At 64.7% G+C, this 283-nt stretch carries 1 pseudogene; it reads right to left on the reverse strand.

What is annotated here, in order from left to right:
* A pseudogene (locus tag PQQ53_RS35040) lies at positions 1-283 on the reverse strand (threonine ammonia-lyase, biosynthetic); the annotation flags it as partial.

The following is a 283-nucleotide window of genomic DNA, read 5'->3' on the forward strand; positions in this document are numbered from 1 at the left end:
CGAGAGTTCGTCGAAGGTCAGGTCGACGGTGGCGAAGCCGTGGGCTTCGAAGGCGCCCGCGATCTGCGCGGATTCGCTGCGGTTTCTGATCTGCACGCCGACGAAGATATGCGCCGAGTTCGCGTCCGCGATCCGGTAGTTGAACTCGGTGACGCTGCGCGTGCCGACCAGTTGGCAGAAACGCCTGAAGCTGCCGCGCTCTTCGGGGATCGTCACCGCGAACACTGCTTCGCGCGCTTCACCAACTTCGGCGCGCTCGGCGACGAAGCGCATGCGATCGAAG

The sequence above is a fragment of the Paraburkholderia strydomiana genome, from assembly GCF_046030495.1.
Classification (GTDB): domain Bacteria; phylum Pseudomonadota; class Gammaproteobacteria; order Burkholderiales; family Burkholderiaceae; genus Paraburkholderia; species Paraburkholderia strydomiana_A.